This is a genomic window from Aeromonas sp. 603607 (assembly GCF_049171595.1).
Lineage (GTDB): Bacteria > Pseudomonadota > Gammaproteobacteria > Enterobacterales > Aeromonadaceae > Aeromonas > Aeromonas veronii.
On record NZ_JAAKOV010000008.1, the window covers coordinates 20500 to 41329 of the forward strand.

Genomic DNA, 20830 nt, shown 5'->3' on the forward strand with positions numbered 1-20830 from the left:
CCGCAGCTAATTTCGGCCCGGAGCTGTGTCTTTATGTCTGTAAAGCCTGAGAAAGTGTCTGAACTGTTCGATTTTCGTCGTAGTGCCCGCGCGGTGCTGGACACAGAAAAGCAAGCCATTGATGGACTCTATCAGTATCTGAACGACGCCTTCGACAAGGCGTGCGAGATGGTGCTGCGCTGCGGTGGCAAGATAGTGGTCACCGGCATGGGCAAGTCGGGCCATATCGGCAGCAAGATTGCCGCCACCCTCGCCAGCACCGGCACCCCGGCCTTCTTCCTCCATCCGGGGGAAGCGAGTCATGGCGATCTGGGGATGATCTCCAGCGGCGACCTTATCATCGCCATCTCCAACTCCGGCGAGAGCGACGAAATCCTGGCTCTGCTGCCGGTACTCAAGCGCCGCGGCATTCCGCTCATCTGCATGACCGGTAATCCCGCCTCCACCATGGCCAAAGAGGCCAACGTGCATCTGTGCATCAAGGTAGAGAAAGAGGCCTGCCCGCTGGGTCTGGCACCCACTTCCAGCACCACGGCAACCTTAGTCATGGGCGATGCCCTGGCAGTGGCTCTGCTGGAAGCGCGCGGTTTTACCGCCGATGACTTCGCCCTCTCTCACCCGGGCGGGTCGCTCGGCAAGCGTCTGTTGCTGCGGGTTGGCGACCTGATGCACAGTGGCGATCTGTTGCCCCGGGTGGGGATAGATGCCACCATCAGCCAGGCGCTGCTGGAAGTGAGCCGCAAGGGGCTCGGTATGACGGCGGTGGTCGATGGCAATGGCCTGCTGGCCGGGCTCTTTACCGATGGCGACCTGCGCCGCATTCTCGACCAGCAGATCGATATCCATCACACCCCCATCAGCCGCGTAATGACGGCCAACTGTGTTACCGTAGGTCCAGAGATGATGGCTGCAGAAGCCGTCAAGCTGATGGAAACGAGAAAAATCAACGGATTACTGGTCGTGGATGAAGAGAAACGCCCGCTCGGCGCCTTCAACATGCACGACCTGCTGAAAGCCGGAGTAATTTGATGCAAAACGTACCGACCCTCTATGGTCCGGTGACGCGCAGCCAGTTTGAGAAGGCGGCGCAAATCCGCCTGCTGGTGTGCGATGTGGACGGGGTGCTCTCCAACGGCCTCATCTACATGGGAAACAACGGCGAAGAGCTGAAAACCTTCTGTACCCGCGATGGTGCGGGCATGCGAGCGTTGCTCAATGCCGGGATCGAGATCGCCATCATCACCGGGCGCAATTCCCGTATCGTCAGCGATCGGATGAAAAGCCTGGGGGTGGCTCATGTGGTGCAGGGGGCTGATAAAAAGCTGCCTCACTTCGAAGCGCTGCTGGCCAAGCTGGGGCTGAGCCCGGAGCAGGCTGCCTATATGGGCGATGACACCATCGATCTGCCGGTGATGGCCGCCTGCGGCCTGGGTATTGCGGTGGCCGATGCCCATCCGCTGGTGCTGAGTCGTGCCGATATGGTGACCCGGCTTGGCGGTGGCATGGGTGCGGTGCGCGAGGTGTGTGACCTCATTTTGCAGGCGCAGGGCCACGACGATTATCAGCCCGAGGCTTCGGTATGAGCAGACAGACCCTGTTGTTTGCCCTGCTGTTTCTGGTTGCACTGGTTGCCTGGCAGCTGGGCAAGGTTGAGCTGGTGCCGGAGAGCGCCGTCAAAATCGAAAACTATCAGCCGGATTTTGTCGCCAAAGATCTGGTGACCACCCGTTTTGATATCAATGGCAAGCGCACCGAGCGGCTGGAGTCGACCTACGCCGAGTATTATCAAATCCTCGAGCAGGCCACCTTCGACAAGCCGGTGGTCTACATGTATGACGATCAGGGTGCCGCCGAGTGGAAGGTGACCGCCGAAACCGGCGTGCTCAACACCGGCGACAACGTCATCCTGCGGGACAAGGTGCATCTGGATGGTCTGCTGCCCACCTCTTTCATTTCCACACTGGATACCCCCTATCTGGAGCTGGATCTGGTGACACAGGATGTGCGCAGCAACCGGGAAGTGAACATTCTGGGTCGGGATTTCCAGACCCAAGGGGTTGGCCTCAAGGGCCATCTGGACCGCAAATATTTTGAGTTACTGGATCAAGGCCATGCCATCTATTTCAATGAAAAACGCTAATCTGGCCCTCGCAGCCCTGTTGTTGTGTGGTGCGGTGACCGCCAAAGAGTCCGACTTTGCCGAGAAGGTTTACGTCGATGCCGTCAAACAGGTGGCCGAGATGCAGGACAACCGCATTACCTTCGAAGAGGACGTGACCATCAATCAGGGCACCATCCGGATCAAGGCTGACAAGGTGGTAGTGACCCGTTCCGGCGAGAAAGGGGCCGAGGTGATGACTGCCTACGGCAAGCCCGCCACCTTCTTCCAGATCCTGGATAACGGCAAGCCGGTCAATGCCCACGGCAACACTATCCGCTACGAGCTGAAGAACCGGCTGGTGACCATTACCGGCAACGGTCAGCTCAAGCAGGAAGATAGCCAGGTCAATGGCGATCTGATCCGCTACGACATCGTCAAACAGAAGATGATTGCCGAGAGCAAGAGCCCGAGCCAGCGGGTCAAAACCGTGTTCCTGCCGGATCAGGTAGAGAATTTCGATAAGCCCGCCGACCAGAAGCAGCAGGGAAAATAAGCCATGGCAGTGTTGAAAGCAGTGGGCCTGCAGAAGAGCTACAAGCGCCGCATGGTGGTGAGTGACGTCAGCCTTGAAGTGGGCACTGGCCAGATTGTCGGCCTGCTCGGCCCCAACGGGGCGGGCAAGACCACCTCCTTCTACATGATTGTGGGGCTGGTACAGCGCGATGCCGGTCTCATCACCATCGACGATCAGGACATCAGCCTGCAGCCCATGCATGTGCGGGCGCGCAACGGCATCGGTTACCTGCCGCAGGAGGCCTCCATCTTCCGTCGCCTGTCGGTATTCGACAACCTGATGGGAGTGATGCAGACCCGCAAAGGGTTGAGTCGCGAGGAGCGTGAGGACAAAGTTCAGCAACTGCTGGAAGAGTTCAATATCACCCACATTCGCGACAACCTGGGTCAGAGCCTCTCCGGCGGTGAGCGCCGTCGGGTCGAGATCGCCCGTGCGCTGGCGGCCGAGCCGCGTTTTATTCTGCTGGATGAACCCTTTGCAGGGGTTGACCCGATTTCTGTGATAGACATCAAGAAGATCATTCAGCATCTGAAAGATAGAGGCCTTGGCGTCTTGATTACCGACCACAACGTCAGAGAGACTCTGGACGTATGTGAGAAGGCCTATATCGTCAGCCACGGCAAGATGATTGCCGAAGGTGCACCGGCTGACATCCTTGCCGATGAGCAGGTCAAGCGCGTCTATTTGGGCGATCAATTCAGTCTATAGTAAGGGGGCATGCCTTCATTTCCTTTGACGAGTGCCTCGCTGAACATAAGGATATCCCGACGTAGATGAAGCCGACATTACAGTTGCGTCTCGGTCAGTCCCTGACCATGACGCCGCAATTACAACAAGCGATTCGTCTGCTCCAGCTCTCCACTCTGGAACTTCAGCAGGAAATTCAGCAAGCGCTCGAAAACAACCCTCTGCTGGAGCAGGAAGAGAGCGAGGCGCAAGAGACCAGTCCGGAAGCGCCGGTCGATGCCAGCCAGCTGGATTCCAGCGATGCCATGGCTCAGGAGCAGATGCCGGATGAGTTGCCGGTGGATACCACCTGGGACGAGGTTTACTCTGCCGGCACCGCCCAGAGCGCGGGCCCCATCCACGATGGGGAAGATAGCGTCTATCAGGGTGAAACCACCGAAAACCTGCAGGATTATCTGCTGTGGCAGATGCGGCTCACACCGTTCAGCGATGTGGATGCTGCCATCGCGCTCGCCATTATCGATGCCATCGACGAATCCGGTTATCTGACCGTTGCGCTGGAGGATATCCAGGCAGCCGTCACCAGCGATGACGTAGAGGTGGAACTCGATGAGGTCGAGGCGGTACTCAAGCGGGTGCAGCACTTCGATCCGGTCGGTATTGCTGCCCGTTCTGTGCAGGAGTGTTTGCTGATCCAGCTGGATCAGTATGACCCGCAGACCCCCTGGCTCAACGAGGCCAAGGAGGTGATCCTCGAGCACATGGAGCTGCTCGGCAACCGGGATTACCGCACCCTCGCCCGCAAGACAAAACTCAAGGAGAGCGACCTCAAGGAGGTGCTGGATTTTATCCAGCTGCTGGAGCCGCGCCCCGGCAATGGCATCATCCAGAGCGACTCCCAGTACGTGATCCCCGACGTCTCCGTGGTCAAGAAGGGCAGCAAGTGGGTGGTCGAGCTCAATCCCGACTCCGCCCCCCGCATCCGGGTCAACGAGACCTATGCCGCCATGGCCCGCAACGCCCGCAGCAGCACCGACACCCAGTTTATTCGCTCCCATTTGCAGGAAGCCAAGTGGTTCATCAAGAGCCTGGAAAGTCGCAATGACACCCTGCTGAAAGTGGCCAGTTGCATTGTCGAGCAGCAACAGGGCTTTTTCGAGTATGGTGAAGAGGCGATGAAGCCGATGGTGCTCAATGACATCGCCGAAGCGGTGGAGATGCATGAGTCGACCATCTCCCGGGTGACGACCCAGAAGTACATGCATACCCCCCGTGGTATCTTCGAATTGAAGTTTTTTTTCTCCAGCCATGTGAACACCGAAGGAGGAGGAGAGTGCTCATCGACCGCAATTCGCGCGCTCATCAAGAAGCTGGTCACGGCAGAGAATCCTGCCAAGCCGTTAAGTGATAGCAAGATCGCGGATTTGCTGGCCGAACAGGGTATTATGGTGGCGAGACGCACGATCGCTAAGTATCGCGAATCCTTGTTTATCCCACCTTCCAATCAGCGCAAACGCCTGGTTTAGGCAAACAAAAGGATGATGTTATGCAAATTAACCTGACCGGACACCATGTCGAGATCACCGAAGCTCTGCGTGATTATGTGAATAACAAATTTGCCAAACTCGAGCGTCATTTCGACCACATCAACAATGTTCATGTGGTGCTTAGCGTGGAAAAACTGAACCAGATAGCGGAAGCCAAATTGCACGTCAGCGGTGGCGAAGTGTTTGCCAACTCTGAACATGCCGATATGTATGCTGCGATAGACACCTTGCTCGACAAGCTGGACAGGCAGATCATCAAGCACAAAGATAAGTTAAATAAAAAATAACCATGCAACTTGAACACATACTGAGTCGGGACTGCACCAAGAGTGCAGTCCCTTGTACCAGCAAGAAACGCGCCCTCGAAATCATCAGCGAGCTGGCCGCCGAACGTCTTGGCACCTCCCGTCAGGCACTGTTCGAATGCTTGCTGGCCCGCGAAAAAATGGGTAGTACCGGGATCGGTGCCGGTATTGCGATCCCCCACGGTCGCATTGACGATGAGTTCCCGCCAACCGCGATCCTGATGACTTTTGCCGACCCTATTCCTTTCGACTCCATCGACAATCAACCGGTTGACCTGCTGTTTGCCTTGCTGGTGCCGGAAAGCGAGTGCAAGCAGCATCTCAAGACCCTTTCTCTGATGGCTTCCAAGCTGGGTGACAAGGCGGTTTGCCGCCAGTTGCGTCAGGCAACCAGCGACGAAGAGCTCTATCAGATCATGACCTCGGCCTGACAGCAGGCCAAGGATGAGACACCCGTTTTGGCGTGAGGGAACAAGATGCAGTTAATCGTGGTAAGTGGGCGTTCGGGCTCCGGTAAAACGGTAGCCCTGCGAGTGCTGGAAGATCTGGGTTACTACTGTGTGGACAACCTGCCGGTCAATCTGCTGCCCCAGCTGATTGTGTCGGTGGAGAGCCAGTACGACAAGCTGGCGGTCAGTATCGATGTGCGCAACCTGCCGAGCGATCCGGAGAAACTGGAAAATCTGCTGGCTCAGGTGCGCAATGAGGGGCGGGTTGAGTTCTCCAGCTTCTTCTTCGACGCCGACAACGGCACCCTGCTCAAGCGCTATGGTGAGAGCCGCCGCTTGCACCCCCTCTCACGCAACAAGCTGTCGCTGGATGAGGCGATTCGGGAGGAGACCCACCTGCTGGCGCCCATCTCCTCGACCGCTGACCTGCGTATCGACACCACCACCCTCAGCATTCACGACCTGAGCGAGCTCATCAAGACCCGGGTGCTTGGGAAGAAAGAGAACGAGCTGGTGCTGGTGTTCGAGTCGTTCGGCTTCAAGTACGGCATTCCCAAGGATGCCGACTTCGTGTTCGATGCCCGCTTCCTGCCTAACCCGCACTGGATCCCCGAGCTCAAGCCCTTCACCGGCAAGGATGAGCCGGTCGCCAACTACCTCTCGGCGCAGGCCGATGTGATGCTGTTTACCCAGCAGATCGAGAACATGCTGGCGACCTGGTTGCCCCATCTGGAGCGCAACAATCGCAGCTACCTCACGGTCGGCATCGGTTGCACCGGCGGTCAGCACCGCTCGGTCTTTATTGCAGAACGGCTGGCCAGTGCATTCCGTTTGCTTGGCAAGAACGTGCAGATCCGCCACCGCACTCTTGACAAGAGTGCCCCCCAATCCTGACGGACCAATAGGACGACCCGATGACTGTTTCCGCCTCGGTTGAAGTGAAAAACAAGCTGGGTATTCATGCCAGACCTGCCATGATGCTGTTCGAGCTGGTGCAGGGTTTCGATGCTCACGTGCTGCTGCGCAATGAAGATGGTGTGGAGGCCGATGCTGACAGCATCATCGGCCTGCTGATGCTGGATTCCGCGCAAGGGCGGCAGGTGGAAGTACAGGTTGAGGGCCCCGAAGAGGTCGAGGCCCTGGCCGCCGTGGTGGAGCTGTTCACCTCCGGCTTCAACGAGGAGTAGTCACTCCTCGTTCTTCTTCTATTCCTTTCACTTGTATTCGGTCGCGCTATTGCGGCATGACATGGCTGACTATGTAGTTCCATGGAGAAATGAGAGTTAGGCGCAGCCTAACAGGCTGCAGGCTGATGCAATAGACCGTTGCCGCGTTAGCTGGCCGATGAGACATTGCTGACTCCAGCCCGGTTCTGATAGCGCACATCCTCTTCAATGGTGACCACCACTTCCAGCGGCTTGCCGGAGCGTAACACCGATATGGTCAGCTTGGTGCCGGGGCGGCTCTCGGCGATCTTGTCCAAGGCGGCTCTGGGACCGCTGATGGCTTCGCCGTTGATCTTGAGCAGCACATCCCCTCGTTGCAGACCGCCTTTGGCTGCTGGACCGTAGGGATCCAGACTCTTCACTACCAGACCACGCAGATCGCCGAGATTCATCATCCGCGCGATTATCGGGTTGATCTCGACGCTGGATATCCCAAGGTAGCCGCGAATGACCCTGCCGTTGGTGATCAGCTCATCCATGATCCGCTTCGCCAGCCGGTAGGGGATGGCAAAGCTGATGCCGTAGCTCTCCTGATTGCCGTTGAGGTGATAAGTGGCGGTGTTGATGCCCACCAGATCGCCACGGCCGTTGACCAGCGCGCCACCCGAGTTGCCCTCGTTGATGGCGGCATCGGTTTGCAGCAGATCCTGCCGGCCATTGCTGTCCGGCCCCATGCTGGAGAGACCGGTGCGGCCAGTCGCGCTGATGATGCCCTGGGTGATGGTCTGGCCGACGTTGTAGGGGTTGCCGATGGCGAGCACCACATCCCCCACTTCTGGCAACCGCTCCGGATCTTGCGGGATTACCGGCAGGTTATCTGACTCGATATAGAGCACGGCAAGGTCGGTAAGCGGGTCTGTGCCGACCAGCTCGGCACTGAAAACCCGGCCATCCTGCAGGGCTACGATGATCTGGTCGGCGTCAGCGATGACGTGGTAGTTGGTCAGCACGTAGCCGCGCTGGGTCATGATGACGCCGGAGCCCAGTCCTTGTGGACGCAGTTCCCCCTGATTGCCCTGATTGGGAGCAAAGCTGCGGGTGTAGATGTTGACGACGGCGGGGCCGGCCCGATGAGCGGCATAGGAGAAACTCAGTTCTCGGGCATTGGTGATGAGCCCCGGGAGTTGGGCGCCACCGCGAAAATTGGGAAACAGCAGCAACAGCAGCACCGCGACGGTCAAACCGAAACCGACAGACTTGCCCAAGTAACTGACTAAAGGGGAAATTTTCATGTCATTCTCATCCGTACAGGCTGCGGGCAGAGAATAACACTATCGATGGATAAAAATCACCCGCGGCGAAGGCCGCGGGTGATAGAGAGGTTGTTGAACCATCAGGGGGTTAGCGGATCACCAGATAGAGCGAGGAGTCGCCGCGCTGGATATTGAGCGCCAGTACGTCAGGCTTGTTCTTGAGCGCCTTGCTCAGCTCGCCCAACGTGTTGATGCGCAGACGGTTGACCCCGATGATGATGTCCCCCTTCTGCAGGCCGGAAGCGGCTGCCGGAGAACGGGGATCAATGTCGGCCACGGCGACGCCTGAGACCGGATCGGTAGTGGTGCTCAGCTTGGCCCCTTCCAGTGCCGGATGCAGCGCGCTGGCGCGCACTTCGCTGTCATCGGCCTGCTTCAGGGTTACCTTGGCCGTTTGTGACTTGCCATCGCGGATCAGTCCCAGCTCGACCTGTTTGCCAGCGCCCATGGTGGCGATCTTGGCACGTAGCTCGCCGAAGGAGCGAACAGGCTTGCCATCGATGCTGACGATGATATCGCCCGCCTTGATGCCCGCCTTGTCTGCGGCGGAGTCAGGCATCACCTGGTTGACGAAGGCGCCATCCTTCTTGTTGTAGCCGAAGGTCTTGGCGATGTCTGAGGTGAGTTCGGTACCGGTAATGCCCAGCTGACCGCGACGCACTTCACCGTACTTGACGATCTGCTCGGTCAGGTCCCGGACCATGTTGGAGGGGATGGCAAAGCCGATGCCGATGTTGCCGCCATTCGGGCCCAGAATCGCGGTGTTGATACCGATCAGCTCGCCACGCAGATTGAGCAGGGCACCGCCCGAGTTACCTGAGTTGATGGCCGCATCGGTCTGGATGAAGTTTTCCAGATTCTCGATGTTGAGGCCGCTGCGACCCAGCGCGCTGACGATACCTGATGTGACGGTCTGACCCAGACCAAACGGGTTGCCGATTGCCAACGCATAGTCACCCACCCGCAGCTCGTCGGAGTCGGCGAACTTGATCTGCACCAGATCCTCGGCCTTGATTTGCAGCAGGGCGATGTCGGACTGCTTGTCTTCACCGATCTTCTTGGCCGCATATTCACGACCATCCTTCAGAGTGACCTTGATCTCGTCCGCCTCGTGAACCACGTGGGCGTTGGTGATCACGTAACCCTTCTTGGCATCGACGATGACACCGGAGCCGAGAGCCTGGAACGGCTGCTCGCTCACCTGTTCATCGGGCATATTGGGACCGAAGAAGAAACGGAATTGTTCCGGCAGACGCTGGCGGGTGATCTTCTTGCCGGAGACAGAGATATTAACTACGGCAGGAGTGACCTGTTCGAGAACGGGGGCCAGACTTGGCATCTCCTGATTAGAGCCTAACAGGGAAGGCAGTGCGGCCTGAGCAGGGGCCGCAGACATGGCGATACCGACGCTGAGGGCTAGCACACTGAGCATGGAAAGAGGTTTACGCATATGAAAAACAGCTCCCAGAAAAAGTTGCATTGCAATCGTCAAGGTCAGACCACAGGGCTGGCCAATTAGTTCCGCGAGGAACTAATTTGGTTGTTTGAGCAGTCCGGAAGAGGCGCCGGCATAGTCGCGAGGCGGTACGCCCGGCTCATCTGCTTCTTTGGTTGGGGCTTCTTCTACCAATGATTCACGGAACAGCGGTTCCTGTGCCTTGGCCAGGAATTTGCTCTGCTCGGCCATGTGGCGATAGAGGGTCTGATACTGCTCGGCCAGTTGCTCCATCAGCGCGGCGCTGTCGGCGAAGTGGGTATTGATTTGGCCCTGATAGCTTTCAAGCTCCTTGTGGGCCTTTTTCAGTTCCTGTTCCAGACGGCCGGCATCGCGGCTGCGTACCGAAAAACGGCCGAGAACGATACCGATAATCAAGGCCGCGACAGCCAGCAGGATCCCAGTTAACAGACTCATAGATGCTCCTTGTTACAGCTAAAACAGAGTGGGTTTATGCGGTCGTCATAACCGCCATGCCTTGATGGCACTATACCGTGCGTCCTGAGGCCGTGATACCATTTTGTCCTCGATTCAGGGACTTGGAGAGGCGCTCAAGGATGACACCGCAGCAAAAATACCAGCAGGATCTGCTGCGCCCCGGCTTTGTGGCCGACCCCGCGCAGGGGATGGCCATTAGCAGGCTGGAGCGACTGTATCAGGATTTGCTACGGCGCCCGACTCCGACCAGATCTCGAGGGTTGCTGGGTTGGCTGCAAAAGCCCAAGCCGCCGGAGCCCGTCCTCGGTATCTATATGTGGGGCGGAGTGGGCCGAGGCAAGACCTGGCTGATGGATACCTTTTTCGACAGCCTGCCGGGGACGCGCAAGATGCGCAGCCATTTCCACCGTTTCATGCACCGCATTCACGATGAATTGCAGGGGTTGAGCGGGCAGTCCGATCCCCTCAAACTGGTGGCCAGCAAGCTTGCCAGCGAGACAGACATCATCTGTTTCGACGAATTTTTTGTCTCCGACATCACCGATGCCATGTTGCTGGGCACGCTGTTTCAGGAGCTGTTTGGTCACGGCGTTGTGCTGGTCGCCACTTCAAATATTCCGCCGCAGGATCTTTATCGCAACGGGCTGCAGCGAGCCCGTTTTCTGCCAGCTATCGAGCTGATCGAGCGTCATTGCGAGGTACTTAACGTAGATGGCGGTATCGACTATCGCCTGCGTACGCTGGAACAAGCGGAGATTTATCACTGCCCGCTGGACTTGCAGGCAAAAGCCAATCTTGACCGCTATTTTCAGCAATTAACCGGTGGGCACACGGCTTGCGAGGGGACGTTCGAGGTCAATCATCGTCAGCTGACGTCGCTCGGAATGGGGGAAGGGGTGCTCTATATGGAATTTGAGCAACTTTGCTGTACTCCCCGCTCCCAGAACGACTATATCGAGCTGGCCAGACTGTTCCATACTGTTCTGCTGGCCAATGTGCAGCCAATGGGCACAGGCACGGATGACGCGGCTCGCCGCTTCATTGCCATGGTCGATGAGTTTTATGAACGGCACGTCAAGCTCATTATGTCGGCGGCGGTTCCCATGGCAGAACTCTACGGTGAAGGGCTGCTGAATTTCGAATTCCAACGCTGTCTTTCACGGCTTCAGGAAATGCAATCGCACGAATACCTTGCCAGAGTGCACCTTCCTTAGTCACAATACCGCGCCTGCCAGTCGGATGGGCATCTGCGGCAGGTAGGGCCGGGCGACATTTGCTGGTTTCATGGCAGTGAAATTAGCAGGTGATATTTAAGGCAACTTCACTTATAATCGCCCGGCCCACGTTACAGCTGTCGATAAGACAGCAACACTTTAAGCTTTACTTGTATTCGAAGGGGTACAGGTAGGCCATCGTTTGTTGTTTGTGGGAGAGCCCCCATAAACAATTGGGTCTGTAACAGGTAATTGGGTTTAACTTAATGAAAACTTTCGTTGCCAAGCCAGAAACCGTAAAACGTGACTGGTACATTGTGGACGCAGAAGGTAAAACTCTGGGTCGTATCGCAACCGAGATCGCTGCTCGTCTGCGTGGTAAGCACAAAGCTGAATACACTCCGCACGTTGACACCGGTGATTACATCATCGTTGTAAACGCTGAGAAGGTACGTGTTACCGGTAAGAAAACTACCGACAAAATGTACCACGCTCACTCCGGTTTCCCGGGTGGTATCAAGTCCATCAGCTTCGACAAGCTGATTCAGCGTAAACCGGAAATGGTAATCGAAGCTGCTGTTAAAGGCATGCTGCCGAAAGGTCCTCTGGGCCGTGCCATGTTCCGTAAACTGAAAGTTTACGCAGGCGCCGAGCACGCTCACGCTGCTCAGCAACCTCAAGTACTGGATATCTAATCGGGAACTGGCAACATGGCAGAAAATCAATACTACGGTACCGGCCGTCGCAAAAGCTCCACTGCTCGCGTATTTATCAAAGCGGGTAGCGGTAAGATCGTAATCAACCAGCGCTCCCTGGAGCAGTACTTCGGTCGTCCGACTGCCCGCATGGTAGTTCGTCAGCCGCTGGAACTGGTTGAGATGACCGAGAAACTGGATCTGTACATCACCGTTAACGGTGGTGGCATCTCCGGTCAAGCTGGTGCGATCCGCCACGGTATCACTCGTGCTCTGATGCAGTACGATGAAACCCTGCGTTCCGAACTGCGTAAAGCAGGCTTTGTTACTCGCGATGCCCGTAAGGTTGAGCGTAAGAAAGTCGGTCTGCACAAAGCTCGTAAGCGTCCGCAGTACTCCAAGCGTTAATTCGCTTTCGGTGCTCACTCTTTCGAGTGTCAAAAAAGCCTGGCAACCGCCAGGCTTTTTTTATTGGTAATATTACCGACATCAATGCTAACCACGCGTCACAAAAGACAAAAAATTGTTTCTTTATTGTTTTTATTGCTCACCGCTCTTTCTTGTCAAGTTGTTATCTTTTCTTTAAAATTTCCCCTGTTTTCTGTGGCAATTGTAAATCCAGCTTCCGCCGCTGTTGTCACGGGAAAAATGGGGAACAGGGACACTATAAGAATGTGCGGAGTCCACATGGGAGAGTTTTTGGATGAGCAATGCGCCAGTTGATACCGGTCGCCGCAGATTTCTTACCTGGTCAACGGTTGCCGTTGGTGGGGTAGGAGCTGCGTTTACCGCAGTGCCGTTTATAAAGTCATGGAATCCGAGTGCCAAGGCCAAAGCAGCCGGTGCACCGGTTGAAGTCGATATCAGCAAGTTGGAACCGGGTCAGCTCATCCGTGTCGAGTGGCGTGGCAAACCCGTCTGGGTGGTGAAACGCACCAAGCAGACGCTGGATGCCCTGGCAGCACATGATGACAAGTTGCGGGATCCCTCATCAGAAGAGCCGCAGCAGCCTGACTATGCCCATAACGGGTACAGATCGATCAAGCCCGAAATTTTTGTCGCGGTCGGTATCTGCACCCATCTCGGGTGTTCACCTTCTTATCTGCCTGACAGTTTTGGTGAGCAGGTGCAGGGGGTTGCGTCCGGCTTCTTCTGCCCGTGTCATGGCTCCAAGTTCGATATGGCTGGCCGTGTGTTCCAGGGGGTGCCTGCACCACTGAACCTGGTTATTCCGCCGTATCAATTCATTAACGACACCACCATTCTGGTCGGTGCCGATGGCAAGGAGGCCTGATCATGTTGAGCAAACTGATGGGCTGGATTGACGATCGCTTTCCGCTTACGGCCATGTACAACGACCACATGGCCAAGTATCCGGCTCCGAAGAACCTGAACTTCTGGTATTTCTTCGGTTCGCTGGCCATGTTGGTGCTGGTTAACCAGATCATCACCGGCATCTGGCTGACCATGAACTACAACCCCTCTGCGGAAGGTGCGTTTGCCTCCGTCGAGTACATCATGCGGGATGTGGAGTATGGCTGGCTGCTACGTTACATGCACTCTACCGGTGCCTCTGCCTTCTTCGTGGTGGTCTACCTGCACATGTTCCGAGGTATGATTTACGGCTCTTACCAGAAGCCGCGCGAGCTGCTGTGGATTTTCGGCATGCTGATCTTCCTGGTGCTGATGGCGGAAGCCTTTATGGGCTACTTGCTGCCCTGGGGACAGATGTCATTCTGGGGGGCCCAGGTCATCATCTCGCTGTTTGGTGCCATTCCGGTCATCGGTGACGATCTTACCCTGTGGATCCGTGGTGACTACGTTATCTCTGGTGCGACCCTGAACCGCTTCTTCGCGCTGCACGTCATCGCGTTGCCGCTGGTTTTGGTGATGCTGGTTGCCATGCATATCCTGGCGCTGCACGAAGTCGGCTCCAACAACCCGGATGGCATCGATATCAAGAAGCACAAGGACGAGAACGGCTGGCCGCTGGATGCGGTGGCGTTCCACCCTTACTTCACCGTCAAGGATATGATCGGTGTGGCCGGCTTCCTGTTCTTCTTCTGCGCCATCATCTTCTTCAAGCCGGATATGTGGGGTTACTTCCTCGAGAAGCCGAACTTTGAAGTGGCCAACGGCCTGAAGACTCCGGCTCACATCGCGCCTGTGTGGTACTTCACCCCCTTCTACGCGATTCTGCGTGCGGTACCTGACAAGCTGCTTGGCGTCATCATGATGGGCCTCTCTATTGTGGTGTTGTTCCTGCTGCCCTGGCTGGATCGCTGCAAGGTGCGTTCAGTACGCTATCGCAGCAAGCTGCACAAGCTGAACATCGCCCAGTTTGTGGTCTGCTTCATCATTCTGGGGGTGCTGGGTGTACTGCCGTCGACGCCGACTCTGACGCTGGTTGCCCAGATCTGTACCTTGGGTTATTTCGGTTTCTTCGTGCTGTTGTTCTTCTACAGCAAAAACGAACGCACCAAGCCGCTGCCGGAGAGGGTGACATTTAAATGAAAAAAATAATATTTGCAGTGCTGACCCTGCTGCCTTCTCTGGTGTTTGCCGCTGGAGGTGCGGTTGCACTGGACAAGGCCAATTACGATCTGAGTGACAAGGCATCCCTGCAACGCGGAGCGGCCACCTTCATGAATTATTGTGCCGGCTGCCACTCTACCCAGTACCAACGTTACAACCGGGTTGCTGCCGATCTGGAGATCCCTGAGGATCTGATGAAGGAGAACCTCATTTTCACCGACGCCAAAGTGGGTGATCTGATGAAGAGTGCCATGTCCGAGAAGGATGCCGCTAAGTGGTTTGGTGCGCCGCCTCCCGACCTGACTCTGGTAGCCCGAGTACGTGGTGCGGACTGGATTTACACTTATCTGCGTTCTTTTTACGTGGATCCGACCCGTCCGTTTGGTGTGAATAACGTGGTGTTCCCGTCAGTGGGCATGCCCCATGTGCTGGAGCCGCTGCAGGGGACTCCCCGTGCCGAGTTCGCGACTCACATGGTCGATGGCGTCGAGACCCAGCAGGTTGTCAGCATCAAATCTGACGGCAACGGTGAAATGGATGACGAAGAGTATGATAAGACGGTACTGGATCTGGTAAACTTCTTGGTCTACTCGGCTGAACCGGTACAACAGGAGCGTGAACGCATGGGCTTCTGGGTGCTTGGTTTCATCGTGATCTTCTTCATCTTCACTGTGCTGTTGAAGAAGGAATTCTGGCGCGACGTTCACTAAGCGACCAGATCCGGGTAATATAATGCACGGCAATGAAGACCAAGATGCTTCATTGCCGTTTCTGCTTTTTTATGACGGGAGGGTTCAATGGCTGTAGCTGCCAATAAGCGTTCGGTAATGACGCTGTTTTCCGGTGCCAACGATATGTTCAGCCATCAGGTGCGTATTGTCCTGGCGGAGAAGGGTGTTAGTGTGGATATCTGTCAGGTTGACCCAGCCAATCTGCCGGATGAGCTGGCCGAGCTGAACCCGTACAACTCTGTACCGACCCTGGTTGATCGTGAGCTGGCACTCTACACCTCGCGCATCATCATGGAGTATCTGGACGAGCGCTTCCCGCATCCGCCCCTGATGCCTGTTTACCCGGTTGCCCGCGGTAACAGCCGTCTGATGATGCACCGCATCGAGCTGGACTGGTACTCCCTGGCCGACAAGATCATGGCCGGTACCGATGCTGAAGCAGCACGCAACGAACTGCGTGACAACCTGCTGGCCATCGCGCCGATCTTCGGTGAAATGCCCTATTTCATGAGCGAAGAGTTCGGTCTGGTGGATTGCTACATGGCACCGCTGCTGTGGCGTCTGCCGAGCCTTGGCATCGACCTGACCGGTCGTGGCGCCAAAGAGCTGAAGGCCTACATGGTTCGTCTGTTCGAGCGTGAGTCCTTCCAGGCTTCCCTGACCGAAGCCGAACGCGAGATCCGTGCTGGCGTATGAGCATGGAACCGACAATGACACCGAGCCGCCCGTACTTGTTACGGGCGTTCTTTGACTGGTTGCTGGACAACGATCTGACCCCTCATCTGGTGGTCAACGTCAACATTCCCCATGTGATGGTGCCGATGCAGTTTGCTCAGGATGGGCAAATTGTGCTGAATATCGCGCCCCGAGCCGTGATGCAATTTCACATGGATAACGAGGCTATCAGCTTCAGTGCTCGCTTTGGCGGGGTCTCCCAGCAGGTTTACATCCCGATGGCAGCCGTGCTGGCTATCCATGCCCGGGAGAACGGCGTGGGCACCATGTTCCCGCCCGAGCCGGGTTACGACATATGGCTGGAACAGGCTGAAGCGCCGGTGGAGCCTGAGCCAGAACCGCCGCGTCCAAGCGGTCGTCCGACCCTGAAGGTGATAAAATAAAAAACGCAGCCGATTGGCTGCGTTTTTTTATGTGCGGTTGGGCTTAGTTCTGGGCGAATTCGAAGGCCTTGATCACGCGCTTCACGCCGGTGACATGGCGGGCGATGTTGACGGCCTGTTCTCCCTCCTGGCGAGTCACCAGACCAATCAGGAACACCTCGCCGTTCTCGGTGACCACCTTGACCTTGGTGCTGTCGAAGTTCTTGGTGCCGAACATGTCGGCTTTCACCTTGGAGGTGATCCAGGAGTCATTGCTGCGAGTGGTGAAACTGGCAGGTTGGCCGATGCGCAATTCGTTGTAGACGTGGCGCACCCCTTCGATGCGACTGACAATTTTGCCAGCCTCAATCTTGTAAACGTCAGAAGGTGTCTGGCCGACCAACAGAACGCGGCCATTGTTGCTGTAGACGCTGATCTTGCTGGCTGCGCTGAGCGGCTTGTTGTCGGCCAGCAGATTGGCCGCTTTCAGCTCGATGGTCTGGTCATCCCACTGCGCGCCCAGGGTTCGGCGATCGCCAGAGGCCTTGGCAGTCCCTGCGGCGCCGCCAACAACCAGGGCTGCGCAGCCTTGCAGCAGCAGGGTGCTAACCAGCAGACCGAGCAGGATAGTGTACTTTTTCATGGTTTCAATCTTCCTGTTGCGGGAAAAGTGTCTGGTCGATGAGATCACACAGGCAGTGCAGGGTCAACAGGTTCACTTCCAGAATGCGAGGGCGACGGGCGGAGGGAACACGGATCTCCACATCGTTCGGGCCGAGCAGACCTGCCATTTCGCCACCGTCACCCCCGCTCAGCACCACTATGGTCATGTCGCGGGAGAGGGCGGCTTCGGCGGCCTTGATCAGGCTGCGGCTGTGGCCGGAGGTGGTGATGACCACCAGAATGTCGCCAGGCTGGCCCAGCGCGCGGATCTGCTTGGCGTAGACCTCTTCAAAACCGTGGTCGGTGGCGATGGCGCTGATGGTTGCCATGTCCGGAGTCAGGGCCATGCCGGGCAGGGAGGGGCGCTGGGTCTCGTAGCAGTTGACCAGCTCGGAGATAAACAGCTGCGCCAGTGCGGCAGAAGGACCGTTACCGCATGCCAGCACCTTGTGGCCATTGAGCAGGCAGATGGTGATCATCTGGGCTGCAGTATGGATGGCATCCGGCAGCGCCTCGGCGGCGGCTATCTTGGTCTGGATGCTTTCGGTGTAGTTCTCTTTGATGCGGTCAGTCATAGGGTCCTCTTAAAATGCGTTCTGGATCCAGGCTGGCTGGTCGCCCTCGAACGCAATCACATCGAATCGGCAGGCCTGATTGGCCTCGTTGATGGAATGTTGCTTCAAATAGTGGCGCGCTGCCAGCATGATCTTGTGCTGTTTGCTGCGGGTGACCGAGCTGGCGGCTCCGCCATGGCTGCCGGTGGCCCGGTAGCGCACCTCAACAAACACCAGGGTCTGGCCCTGGTGCATGATGAGATCTATTTCACCGCCACGACAGCGGTAGTTGCGAGCTACCGGTTGCAGGCCCCGAGCCTGCAACCAGCGTTCAGCGACTTGTTCAAAGTGCTGTCCCTTGCTCGTTGGTGAGGGGAACAGGCTCGGCAACTGCTGGCGCATCCGTTTCCATAGTTCCTTCATTGGAGGGCTCCTCCAGTTGCTGAACGGCGTTCTCGTCGACCAGTTTGCCGTTCTGGTAAGTACCCCAGCTCAGCATCCGCACGATATTGCCCTGGGCATCCACGCTCAGCTGACCGCTCATGCCGGCCTGCTGCATGCCACCCACCTTGCGCATCTGTTGCAGGTTCTCAGCCAGGCTGACGGCATCGTAGCCCATGGCAAACAGGCGCAGCAGGTCACCCTGGGTCTGCGGCCAGAGCAGGGCGATCTGCTCGCGTTGTTTCTCGTAGCCACCCAGCAGCAGCGGCATATCGGCGATATGCATGCCGTTGAGCTCGGAGGCGACCTCGGTGGCGGCGCTGTCGTAACCACGGGAGCCGGTGTAAATGGGCAGGCTACCCATCGGATTGACCGAGACATCCACGTAGGGCTTGATCATCCGGGTTTCCAGGCTGTTGGCCACCACGTAAACGGCATCGATGCTGCGTGGTGCGGCATCAGAGAGTTGCACCACTTCACCGGCACGGGCGGTAGAGCGGCCGCTCAGGGCATTCTTGACCATCCCCTGTACTTCGTTGCGGGCACCGAAGGTGGCAACGACCGGTTTATCCTGGCTCAGGGTAGCCCAGCTCTGCTCGAACGCCTTGATACTGCTGTAACCGATCCGCCCCTGGGCGGCGATCAGCAGCGGTTTGCGGTAGCCCTGTGTGTAGAGGTACTGGGCTGCCTGCGCGGCATCTGCGGCGGCAGAGAGGGAGAAGTAGTAGGTGGTGTCGTTGACGACCGGCTTGTCCAGCTCGTTGAGCGCCAGTACCGGCACGGTCGGATTGGCCTTGAGCAGCTCCTCGACACGATCTTTCAGCAGCGGGCCGATGATCATGTCTGCCCCTTCCTGAATCGCCTGCTTATAAAGGTCGCCGGTCGACTTGCTCTGGGTGTCGTAGAAGTTCAGGGTGAATTGCCCCTGATTTTCCTTATAAGACATCAGCATACCGTTACGGATGGCGGCGCCCTGCGGTTCCAGATTGCCTGAGAGGGGCAGCAGCACAGCGATCTGTTGCACCGAGGTGCTGGCGGTGGCCGTCAGATCGCCCAATCCTGCCGGCATATCCTTCTGGGCTGGATGGTTGGGGAAGTCGCGCTTCCAGCCTGCCAGCTGGCGGGCCAGCAGGTTCGGCTGGGCGCCAAACTCGTTGACCAGTGCCGCCAGTCGCAACCAGCCGGTGGTCACATCAGGGGCCGGAGCCTCTTCCAGCGCTTGCAGGGTGGAAGGGGTCATGCTTTTGAGCAACGACCAGATCTGCTGATGGTTGGTCGCCTGCTCGCTCTGATTGAGGTAGGGCTCCAGTGCAATCAACGACTTGGCTGCGCCAAACTTGTTGTTGATGTCGAGCTGCAGCACTACGCGCTGGCGATACCAATCCTTCTGGGTATCGGCATCCAGCACCACCTCGGGTTTGCCTTCTAGCAGGATCAGCGCCTGATTGGCGTGGCCTTGCGCCAGCAACAGATGGGCTTGCAGCAGTTGCAACTGCGCCTTCTGAACGGGATCCTTGGCCTGCTTCTGCAATTGCTGGAACAGTGCCGAGGCCGGTTTGGCCTGGCCCAGCGCCAGATAGCTGCGTGCCGCCAGCATCTGCCAGGTAAAGGCCTCGGCCGGCTTGGCCGGATCCACCTGCTCAAGATACCACTGGGCATTCTTGGTCAGATTGGAGAACGCAGAGGGCATGCCTGACTGCCCTGACGGTTGATTGGGCTCCGACGCACAGGCGGCGAGCAGTACTGCCGCGAGTATGATGCCGAAGAGTCGTGATACACTTAGCTGCTTTGTAACCCGGTTCAAGTTCATTCCCCGACCAGTGTTGAAGTTCCCCATAGTGTAAACGGGCCAATATGGCGACACAATTGTCGGGGCACTCGGAGATCCCATGAGTGACATCCCAACCCTGTATATAGTCCCCACTCCGATCGGCAATCTGGCGGACATCACCCAGCGTGCATTGGACATTTTACGCAGTGTCGACCTGGTGGCAGCTGAAGATACCCGTCATACCGGTATCCTGCTCAGCCACTACCAAATCTCGGTGCCGACCTTCGCCCTGCACGATCACAACGAGCAGCAGAAAGCCGATGTGCTGATCGGCCGGATCAAAGAGGGCAAGAGTGTTGCGCTGGTCTCCGATGCCGGCACCCCGCTCATCAGCGACCCCGGTTATCACTTGGTCACCCGCTGTCGTGAAGCCGGGGTCAAGGTGGTGCCGCTGCCCGGTCCCTGTGCTGCCATTACCGCCCTGAGCGCGGCCGGTCTGCCCACCGATCGCTTTGCCTTTGAAGGCTTCCTGCCCGCCAAGAGCAAGGGACGTGACGATCGCCTGCAAGCCGTTATCGAAGATACCCGCTCGCTGGTGTTCTACGAATCCCCGCGCCGTGTGCAGGATACAGTGGAAGCGATTGCTCGCATTCTCGGCGAGCGTCAGGTGGTGGTGTGCCGCGAGCTGACCAAGACCTTCGAGTCGATCCACGGTCTGCCAGCGTCCGAAATGCTGGCCTGGCTTGGTGAGGATGACAACCGCTGCCGCGGCGAGATCGTGCTGGTCGTGGCTGGCGCCTCCAAAGAAGAAGAGGATCTGCCCGCCGAGGCGATCCGTACTCTGGGTCTGCTGGTGACCGAACTGCCACTGAAAAAAGCGGCCGCCCTGACCGCCGAGATCCACGGCGTGAAGAAGAATGCCCTCTATAAATACGGTCTCGAGCACTATTGAGTCGGTCAATAGGTCATCAGACTGTTTTTTGACCTGCGCAATCCCCTGTATCGACAATCAGTCAGCCTGTAAACGGGGGCCAAGCGCGATAAATGGCTGTAA

General features: G+C 57.3%; 26 protein-coding genes. 19 read left to right on the forward strand and 7 right to left on the reverse strand.

Annotation, left to right across the window (positions count from 1 at the left end; genetic code table 11):
* Window positions 1–33: 33 nt before the first annotated feature.
* From G5315_RS09320 to npr, 10 genes are all read left to right on the forward strand, one after another.
* The gene (locus G5315_RS09320) at window positions 34–1029 is read left to right on the forward strand and encodes a KpsF/GutQ family sugar-phosphate isomerase (protein WP_005336342.1); all 996 of its coding nucleotides are present in this window, start codon (window positions 34–36) and stop codon (window positions 1027–1029) included.
* Window positions 1029–1583 (forward strand): 3-deoxy-manno-octulosonate-8-phosphatase KdsC, encoded by a 555-nt coding sequence (kdsC, locus tag G5315_RS09325; protein WP_160880534.1) that lies wholly within the window; start codon window positions 1029–1031, stop codon window positions 1581–1583. The genes G5315_RS09320 and kdsC overlap by 1 nt, the downstream gene beginning before the upstream one ends.
* Window positions 1580–2140: an LPS export ABC transporter periplasmic protein LptC gene (gene lptC, locus G5315_RS09330; protein WP_005336338.1), complete on the forward strand. Its 561-nt coding sequence runs from the start codon at window positions 1580–1582 to the stop codon at window positions 2138–2140. The genes kdsC and lptC overlap by 4 nt, the downstream gene beginning before the upstream one ends.
* Complete coding sequence (gene lptA / locus G5315_RS09335; protein WP_031227941.1) at window positions 2127–2654, forward strand: lipopolysaccharide transport periplasmic protein LptA; 528 nt, start codon at window positions 2127–2129, stop codon at window positions 2652–2654. Before lptC ends, lptA begins: the two co-directional genes overlap by 14 nt.
* Before the next feature lie 3 nt (window positions 2655–2657).
* Complete coding sequence (lptB, locus tag G5315_RS09340; RefSeq protein WP_005336333.1) at window positions 2658–3383, forward strand: LPS export ABC transporter ATP-binding protein; 726 nt, start codon at window positions 2658–2660, stop codon at window positions 3381–3383.
* A 65-nt stretch (window positions 3384–3448) separates the two neighbouring features.
* On the forward strand, window positions 3449–4888 hold the full coding sequence (locus G5315_RS09345) for an RNA polymerase factor sigma-54 (RefSeq protein ID WP_421332940.1): 1440 nt from the start codon (window positions 3449–3451) through the stop codon (window positions 4886–4888).
* 20 nt (window positions 4889–4908) lie between these two features.
* A complete protein-coding gene (gene hpf / locus G5315_RS09350; protein ID WP_005336323.1) occupies window positions 4909–5196 on the forward strand; it encodes a ribosome hibernation promoting factor in 288 nt (95 codons plus the stop codon).
* 2 nt (window positions 5197–5198) lie between these two features.
* Window positions 5199–5645, forward strand: a complete 447-nt coding sequence (gene ptsN / locus G5315_RS09355) for a PTS IIA-like nitrogen regulatory protein PtsN (protein ID WP_005336322.1) — start codon at window positions 5199–5201, stop codon at window positions 5643–5645.
* Window positions 5646–5690: 45 nt separating this feature from the next.
* Window positions 5691–6557 (forward strand): RNase adapter RapZ, encoded by an 867-nt coding sequence (rapZ, locus tag G5315_RS09360; protein WP_005336320.1) that lies wholly within the window; start codon window positions 5691–5693, stop codon window positions 6555–6557.
* Between the two features lie 20 nt (window positions 6558–6577).
* Window positions 6578–6850 (forward strand): PTS phosphocarrier protein NPr, encoded by a 273-nt coding sequence (gene npr, locus G5315_RS09365; RefSeq protein ID WP_005336318.1) that lies wholly within the window; start codon window positions 6578–6580, stop codon window positions 6848–6850.
* Window positions 6851–6996: 146 nt separating this feature from the next.
* Here the strand turns inward: npr and degS are convergent, their stop codons facing one another.
* The 3 genes from degS to G5315_RS09380 form a co-directional block, all read right to left on the reverse strand.
* A complete protein-coding gene (gene degS / locus G5315_RS09370; RefSeq protein ID WP_266134915.1) occupies window positions 6997–8121 on the reverse strand; it encodes an outer membrane-stress sensor serine endopeptidase DegS in 1125 nt (374 codons plus the stop codon).
* Window positions 8122–8230: 109 nt separating this feature from the next.
* A complete protein-coding gene (locus tag G5315_RS09375) occupies window positions 8231–9592 on the reverse strand; it encodes a Do family serine endopeptidase (protein ID WP_216952220.1) in 1362 nt (453 codons plus the stop codon).
* An 81-nt stretch (window positions 9593–9673) separates the two neighbouring features.
* Entirely contained in the window at window positions 9674–10054 is a 381-nt protein-coding gene (locus tag G5315_RS09380; RefSeq protein WP_216952219.1) for a YhcB family protein, read from the reverse strand.
* 140 nt (window positions 10055–10194) lie between these two features.
* On the opposite strand from G5315_RS09380, the gene zapE reads away from it, so the two are divergent.
* From zapE to G5315_RS09420, 8 genes are all read left to right on the forward strand, one after another.
* A complete protein-coding gene (gene zapE, locus G5315_RS09385) occupies window positions 10195–11289 on the forward strand; it encodes a cell division protein ZapE (RefSeq protein WP_421263412.1) in 1095 nt (364 codons plus the stop codon).
* Between the two features lie 266 nt (window positions 11290–11555).
* Window positions 11556–11984 (forward strand): 50S ribosomal protein L13, encoded by a 429-nt coding sequence (gene rplM / locus G5315_RS09390; protein ID WP_005341737.1) that lies wholly within the window; start codon window positions 11556–11558, stop codon window positions 11982–11984.
* Window positions 11985–11999: 15 nt separating this feature from the next.
* Window positions 12000–12392 (forward strand): 30S ribosomal protein S9, encoded by a 393-nt coding sequence (rpsI, locus tag G5315_RS09395; RefSeq protein ID WP_005336286.1) that lies wholly within the window; start codon window positions 12000–12002, stop codon window positions 12390–12392.
* A 295-nt stretch (window positions 12393–12687) separates the two neighbouring features.
* Window positions 12688–13278 carry a ubiquinol-cytochrome c reductase iron-sulfur subunit gene (petA, locus tag G5315_RS09400; protein WP_216952217.1) on the forward strand — a complete coding sequence of 197 codons (591 nt, stop codon included), beginning with the start codon at window positions 12688–12690 and terminating at the stop codon, window positions 13276–13278.
* A 2-nt stretch (window positions 13279–13280) separates the two neighbouring features.
* Window positions 13281–14498, forward strand: coding sequence for a cytochrome b (locus G5315_RS09405; protein ID WP_005341735.1), 1218 nt, complete (start codon window positions 13281–13283; stop codon window positions 14496–14498).
* Window positions 14495–15229, forward strand: a complete 735-nt coding sequence (locus G5315_RS09410) for a cytochrome c1 (RefSeq protein WP_201938939.1) — start codon at window positions 14495–14497, stop codon at window positions 15227–15229. Before G5315_RS09405 ends, G5315_RS09410 begins: the two co-directional genes overlap by 4 nt.
* Before the next feature lie 87 nt (window positions 15230–15316).
* Complete coding sequence (sspA, locus tag G5315_RS09415) at window positions 15317–15946, forward strand: stringent starvation protein SspA (RefSeq protein WP_005336279.1); 630 nt, start codon at window positions 15317–15319, stop codon at window positions 15944–15946.
* Window positions 15943–16368 (forward strand): ClpXP protease specificity-enhancing factor, encoded by a 426-nt coding sequence (locus G5315_RS09420; protein WP_005336278.1) that lies wholly within the window; start codon window positions 15943–15945, stop codon window positions 16366–16368. Before sspA ends, G5315_RS09420 begins: the two co-directional genes overlap by 4 nt.
* A 43-nt stretch (window positions 16369–16411) precedes the next feature.
* Here the strand turns inward: G5315_RS09420 and dolP are convergent, their stop codons facing one another.
* Genes dolP through G5315_RS09440 form a run of 4 tightly spaced genes read right to left on the reverse strand, consistent with a single transcriptional unit; the run spans window position 16412 to window position 19695 of the window.
* The gene (dolP, locus tag G5315_RS09425) at window positions 16412–16990 is read right to left on the reverse strand and encodes a division/outer membrane stress-associated lipid-binding lipoprotein (RefSeq protein ID WP_263085247.1); all 579 of its coding nucleotides are present in this window, start codon (window positions 16988–16990) and stop codon (window positions 16412–16414) included.
* Window positions 16991–16994: 4 nt separating this feature from the next.
* Window positions 16995–17585, reverse strand: coding sequence for a D-sedoheptulose-7-phosphate isomerase (locus G5315_RS09430; protein ID WP_005336275.1), 591 nt, complete (start codon window positions 17583–17585; stop codon window positions 16995–16997).
* A 9-nt stretch (window positions 17586–17594) separates the two neighbouring features.
* Window positions 17595–17966 (reverse strand): YraN family protein, encoded by a 372-nt coding sequence (locus G5315_RS09435; protein ID WP_421332973.1) that lies wholly within the window; start codon window positions 17964–17966, stop codon window positions 17595–17597.
* Window positions 17908–19695, reverse strand: a complete 1788-nt coding sequence (locus G5315_RS09440; protein WP_421332941.1) for a penicillin-binding protein activator — start codon at window positions 19693–19695, stop codon at window positions 17908–17910. The genes G5315_RS09435 and G5315_RS09440 overlap by 59 nt, the downstream gene beginning before the upstream one ends.
* A 199-nt stretch (window positions 19696–19894) precedes the next feature.
* On the opposite strand from G5315_RS09440, the gene rsmI reads away from it, so the two are divergent.
* Entirely contained in the window at window positions 19895–20728 is an 834-nt protein-coding gene (rsmI, locus tag G5315_RS09445; protein ID WP_005336254.1) for a 16S rRNA (cytidine(1402)-2'-O)-methyltransferase, read from the forward strand.
* The last annotated feature ends 102 nt before the right edge of the window (window positions 20729–20830 follow it).

Excerpts from the sequence above, each read along its gene's own strand:
- G5315_RS09320 (WP_005336342.1), top strand. The coding sequence starts at position 34 with ATGTCTGTAAAGCCTGAGAAAGTGTCTGAACTGTTCGATTTTCGTCGT.
- kdsC (WP_160880534.1), top strand. The coding sequence starts at position 1,029 with ATGCAAAACGTACCGACCCTCTATGGTCCGGTGACGCGCAGCCAGTTT.
- lptC (WP_005336338.1), top strand. The coding sequence starts at position 1,580 with ATGAGCAGACAGACCCTGTTGTTTGCCCTGCTGTTTCTGGTTGCACTG.
- lptA (WP_031227941.1), top strand. The coding sequence starts at position 2,127 with ATGAAAAACGCTAATCTGGCCCTCGCAGCCCTGTTGTTGTGTGGTGCG.
- lptB (WP_005336333.1), top strand. The coding sequence starts at position 2,658 with ATGGCAGTGTTGAAAGCAGTGGGCCTGCAGAAGAGCTACAAGCGCCGC.
- G5315_RS09345 (WP_421332940.1), top strand. The coding sequence starts at position 3,449 with ATGAAGCCGACATTACAGTTGCGTCTCGGTCAGTCCCTGACCATGACG.
- hpf (WP_005336323.1), top strand. The coding sequence starts at position 4,909 with ATGCAAATTAACCTGACCGGACACCATGTCGAGATCACCGAAGCTCTG.
- ptsN (WP_005336322.1), top strand. The coding sequence starts at position 5,199 with ATGCAACTTGAACACATACTGAGTCGGGACTGCACCAAGAGTGCAGTC.
- rapZ (WP_005336320.1), top strand. The coding sequence starts at position 5,691 with ATGCAGTTAATCGTGGTAAGTGGGCGTTCGGGCTCCGGTAAAACGGTA.
- npr (WP_005336318.1), top strand. The coding sequence starts at position 6,578 with ATGACTGTTTCCGCCTCGGTTGAAGTGAAAAACAAGCTGGGTATTCAT.
- degS (WP_266134915.1), bottom strand. The coding sequence starts at position 8,121 with ATGAAAATTTCCCCTTTAGTCAGTTACTTGGGCAAGTCTGTCGGTTTC.
- G5315_RS09375 (WP_216952220.1), bottom strand. The coding sequence starts at position 9,592 with ATGCGTAAACCTCTTTCCATGCTCAGTGTGCTAGCCCTCAGCGTCGGT.
- G5315_RS09380 (WP_216952219.1), bottom strand. The coding sequence starts at position 10,054 with ATGAGTCTGTTAACTGGGATCCTGCTGGCTGTCGCGGCCTTGATTATC.
- zapE (WP_421263412.1), top strand. The coding sequence starts at position 10,195 with ATGACACCGCAGCAAAAATACCAGCAGGATCTGCTGCGCCCCGGCTTT.
- rplM (WP_005341737.1), top strand. The coding sequence starts at position 11,556 with ATGAAAACTTTCGTTGCCAAGCCAGAAACCGTAAAACGTGACTGGTAC.
- rpsI (WP_005336286.1), top strand. The coding sequence starts at position 12,000 with ATGGCAGAAAATCAATACTACGGTACCGGCCGTCGCAAAAGCTCCACT.
- petA (WP_216952217.1), top strand. The coding sequence starts at position 12,688 with ATGAGCAATGCGCCAGTTGATACCGGTCGCCGCAGATTTCTTACCTGG.
- G5315_RS09405 (WP_005341735.1), top strand. The coding sequence starts at position 13,281 with ATGTTGAGCAAACTGATGGGCTGGATTGACGATCGCTTTCCGCTTACG.
- G5315_RS09410 (WP_201938939.1), top strand. The coding sequence starts at position 14,495 with ATGAAAAAAATAATATTTGCAGTGCTGACCCTGCTGCCTTCTCTGGTG.
- sspA (WP_005336279.1), top strand. The coding sequence starts at position 15,317 with ATGGCTGTAGCTGCCAATAAGCGTTCGGTAATGACGCTGTTTTCCGGT.
- G5315_RS09420 (WP_005336278.1), top strand. The coding sequence starts at position 15,943 with ATGAGCATGGAACCGACAATGACACCGAGCCGCCCGTACTTGTTACGG.
- dolP (WP_263085247.1), bottom strand. The coding sequence starts at position 16,990 with ATGAAAAAGTACACTATCCTGCTCGGTCTGCTGGTTAGCACCCTGCTG.
- G5315_RS09430 (WP_005336275.1), bottom strand. The coding sequence starts at position 17,585 with ATGACTGACCGCATCAAAGAGAACTACACCGAAAGCATCCAGACCAAG.
- G5315_RS09435 (WP_421332973.1), bottom strand. The coding sequence starts at position 17,966 with ATGCGCCAGCAGTTGCCGAGCCTGTTCCCCTCACCAACGAGCAAGGGA.
- G5315_RS09440 (WP_421332941.1), bottom strand. The coding sequence starts at position 19,695 with ATGCCCTCTGCGTTCTCCAATCTGACCAAGAATGCCCAGTGGTATCTT.
- rsmI (WP_005336254.1), top strand. The coding sequence starts at position 19,895 with ATGAGTGACATCCCAACCCTGTATATAGTCCCCACTCCGATCGGCAAT.